The organism is Sphingomonas sp. LH128, from assembly GCF_000293195.2.
Classification (GTDB): Bacteria; Pseudomonadota; Alphaproteobacteria; order Sphingomonadales; family Sphingomonadaceae; genus Novosphingobium; species Novosphingobium resinovorum_A.
In genome coordinates this window covers 1-3,547 of the sequence record NZ_ALVC01000361.1, presented here as the reverse complement: position 1 = coordinate 3,547, position 3,547 = coordinate 1, and the positions used below count along the sequence as shown (strand labels likewise).

3 protein-coding genes are annotated in these 3,547 nt (G+C 69.2%); 2 read left to right on the top strand and 1 reads right to left on the bottom strand.

Features of this window, described 5'->3' with window-relative positions:
- Together LH128_RS24880 and LH128_RS24875 are read left to right on the top strand one after the other, a co-directional pair.
- A partial coding sequence (locus LH128_RS24880) for a GMC family oxidoreductase (RefSeq protein ID WP_008832457.1) occupies nucleotides 1–1,803 on the top strand: 1,803 nt, incomplete at its 5' end.
- 3 nt (nucleotides 1,804–1,806) lie between these two features.
- Nucleotides 1,807–2,982: a hypothetical protein gene (locus tag LH128_RS24875; RefSeq protein WP_008832456.1), complete on the top strand. Its 1,176-nt coding sequence runs from the start codon at nucleotides 1,807–1,809 to the stop codon at nucleotides 2,980–2,982.
- Nucleotides 2,983–3,168: 186 nt separating this feature from the next.
- Here LH128_RS24875 and LH128_RS24870 read toward each other — a convergent pair.
- Nucleotides 3,169–3,547 (bottom strand): peroxidase (locus tag LH128_RS24870; RefSeq protein ID WP_008832455.1); only part of this gene is annotated, 379 nt, incomplete at its 5' end.

The following is a 3,547-nucleotide window of genomic DNA, read 5'->3' as shown; positions in this document are numbered from 1 at the left end:
AGACGCTCTGAGCAGGCGGTGCCGCAGCCCGAACACGACTACATCGTGGTGGGGTCGGGCGCGGCCGGAGGCACCGTCGCGGCGCGGCTTGCCGAAGCGGGAATGCGGGTGCTGGTGATCGAGGCCGGGCCGGACCCCTGCGCCGGGGACGCGAGGACACAGGCGGACTACGCGGTGCCCGCCTTCCATCCCTTCGCCTCGGAGAACCCCGAATTCGCGTGGGATTACCGCGTGCGGCATTTCGCCGCTCCTGCAGGCGACCTCGTCAGCTACCCCCGCGCCGGGGCGCTCGGGGGCTGCACGGCGCACAATGCGATGATCTTCCTGGTCCCGCCAGACAGCGACTGGGCGCATCTGGCCACCCTGACCGGCGATCCGGGCTGGTCGCCCGAAGCGATGCGCCGCCATCGCAAGTTGGTCGAGGACTGCCGCCACCGCCCGCTCTGGCGCCTGCTCGCCCGCCTCGGCATCGACCCGACCGGACATGGCTGGGACGGCTGGCTGCCGGTCGAGAAAGCGGCACCGATGCGCGCCTTTCGCGATGCGGCGCTGATCCGCTCGCTGCTGCTGGCGACGCTGGTGGACGTGGCGCGGGGCCGAAACTGGCTCTCGCGCATCGGCGTGTTCCTGCGCGACTGGGGCGATCCCAACGACGGCAGGCGGCAGGACCGCGAACAGGTCTGCTACACCCCGCTCACCACGCGCGGCCACGCCCGCAGCGGCGCGCGCGAGCGGCTGGAGGCCGTGCGCGAGGCTCATCCGGATCGCATCACGATCCTGACGGACTGCCTCGTCACCCGCGTCCTGTTCGACAAGAGCGGGGTCACGAACGGCGTCGCATGGCTGAAAGGCCGCCACCTTCACCACGCCAGCCCGCAGGCGGGCCCAAACTCCGGCACCATAAGCGAGGAAGGCGCCAGCTTCGCCCGGCGCGAGGTCATCCTCGCAGGCGGCGCCTTCGCCACGCCGCAACTGCTGATGCTATCGGGCATCGGCGACGCCGGCCATCTCGCCGAACACGGCATCGCCTGCCGCAAGCATCTGCCGCAAGTCGGATGCAACCTGCAGGACCGCTACGAGATCGGTCTGGTCCACCGCATGGCGAAGCCTTGGCGCTCGCTGCAGGGCGCGACCTTCAGCCCCGGCGATCCGCTGCACCACATGTGGCGGAAGCGGCGGCGGGGCATGTACATCTCGAACGGCGCGGCGCTCGCCGCGCTGCGTCGCTCCAGCACCGCGCGGGACCACGCGCCCGACCTGTTCCTGATGGGGCTCATGGCGCGCTTTAAAGGGTACTATCCCGGCTATTCCGCCGAGCTTTGGCCGGGGCTCGACGGGTTCAGCTGGACCGTGCTCAAGGGCCAGACCGGCAACCGCGCGGGCACCGTGCGCCTTGCCTCCGCCGACCCGCGCGATCCGCCGCGCATCGACTTCGCCCACTTCGCGGAAGACGGGGAGGCCGACCTCACCGGCCTCGTCGAAGGACTGGAGATGGCCCGCGCCCTCGCCCGCCCGCTGATCGCGCGCGGGGTGATCGCCGAGGAGGAACTGCCCGGCCCTCACCTCACCGGCGCGCCCTTGCGCGACTGGGTTCGCGCCAATGCCTGGGGGCATCACGCCTGCGGCAGCGCCGCGATCGGGCCGGTGCTCGATCCCTCGGGCCGGGTCCACGGGATCGAGCGGCTGCGCGTGGTCGATGGCTCGATCTTCCCGCGCATCCCCGGCCTGTTCATCGCCGCGCCGATCTACCTCGCGGCCGAGAAGCTGGCCGCCGACATCCTGCGCCTGAATAGGGAGAGCTGACCGATGCTGCGCTTTCTGCACCGCCTGCTCGAAGCGGGCCTCCATTTCGAGCGGCGCTTCGATCCCTTCTTCCGCCCCGCGCTCGACGCGGTGGTGCGCATGCCGCTGACACGGTTCTTCAACTGGACCATCAACCTCACCCGTAGCCGCGATGTGCCCCCGCTGGCGCAGGAGCGCATCGATCCCGACGAGGACATCAGCCTCGACACCATCATCGCCGAGATGCAGCATCACCTCGACCTCGACTTCACTCCCGGCACTTACGAACGCGCGGGCAACACCAAGACCCACGGCCTCGTCCGGGCGACTTTCACGGTATTGCCGGGCCTGCCCGAGCACGTGCGCCGGGGCGTCTTCGCGGCGGAGCGCAGCTTTCCCGCATGGGTCCGCTTCTCCAACCCCGGCCCCCATGTCGAGCCCGACATCGACGACGTCGGCTTCGGCTCAATGAGCGTGAAGCTATGCGACGTGCCCGGCCCCAAGCTGATGGACGACGAGAATTCCACGCAGGACTTCACCTCGGTCACCGTCATCACCTTCCCCACGCCCGACACGCGCACCAACGCGCACCTACAATACTGGAGCCGCCGCGAGATGGGGGTCTGGTACTTCCTGAACCTCAGGCGCCCGCACGTGCGCGACTTCATCATGCAGGCGCTGTGGAACCGTACGCTCGCCAATCCGCTGGCCAACACGTACTTCTCCTGCACGCCCTACCTGCTGGGAGAGGGGCAGGCGATGCAGTACAGTTTCCACCCCCTCACCCCCGTCACGACGCGCATTCCCCGCCTGCCGCTGCGCCCCGGCGACGACTACCTGCGCGACAACCTCGCCGCCTCGCTGCGAGAAGGCGAGGCCTGTTTCGAGATGCGCCTGAGGCTGCAGCGCGACCCGTTCCTCCAGCCGATCGAGCAGGGCGCAGTGCTGTGGGACCCGGCGCGCACGCCCTATATTCCGGTGGCGCGGATCACGATCCCGGCCCAGGAATTCCGCTCGCCTGCACAGTTCGCCTTCGCCCGGCAACTGACGTGGAACCCCTGGCACTGCGTCCCGGAGCATCGCCCCCTCGGCAACCAGAACCGCGCACGGCAGCGGCTCTACTTCGAGATGTCGCGCTACCGGCAGGGCAAGAACGGCGAAAGCCACGCCGAGCCGACCGGGCACGAACAGTTCGACTAGGGCCTGATCGTGTTTGACTGATACCCCGCTTCGTCATCCCCGCGAAGGCGGGGACCCATCTGATGACGGTGCAATTTGCCACTTCAGGAGTTGGGTTCCCGCCTTCGCGGGAATGACGATGATTGAATTGAAGTCGGTCACACGCCAGCTTTTCGCCACCCGCAAGCACAGCGAAGCAATGACGAATTAGGGCGCGTCCTCGAGTATCCGCGCCAGCCCGCCGATCCCCGGCAGGAAGAAGTACGCCCCGCCCACCACCGTCACGAAGCGCGGCAGTCCGGCGACGAGGCGCGGATTGCCATCCCCGTCGTGCCACGCGAAGGCGTCCGTCACCTGCCCGCTGCGGACCGGACAGCGGTTGCCCAGCAGCGGGTCCTGCTCGCCCGAAAGCCCGCCGAAGTAGGGGCTGGCGATCCAGCTACCCTGCACGAATTCGAACTGCCGCGCGAGGCTGGCGTTGAGGCAGATGAAGTGCAGCCCGCACTCTTGCGCCACCGCCTCTCCGGCGATCACCGCAAGCGGCTCCGGCGCCGCGCCATAGGGCCGCCCCCGCCGCAGGAGCCGA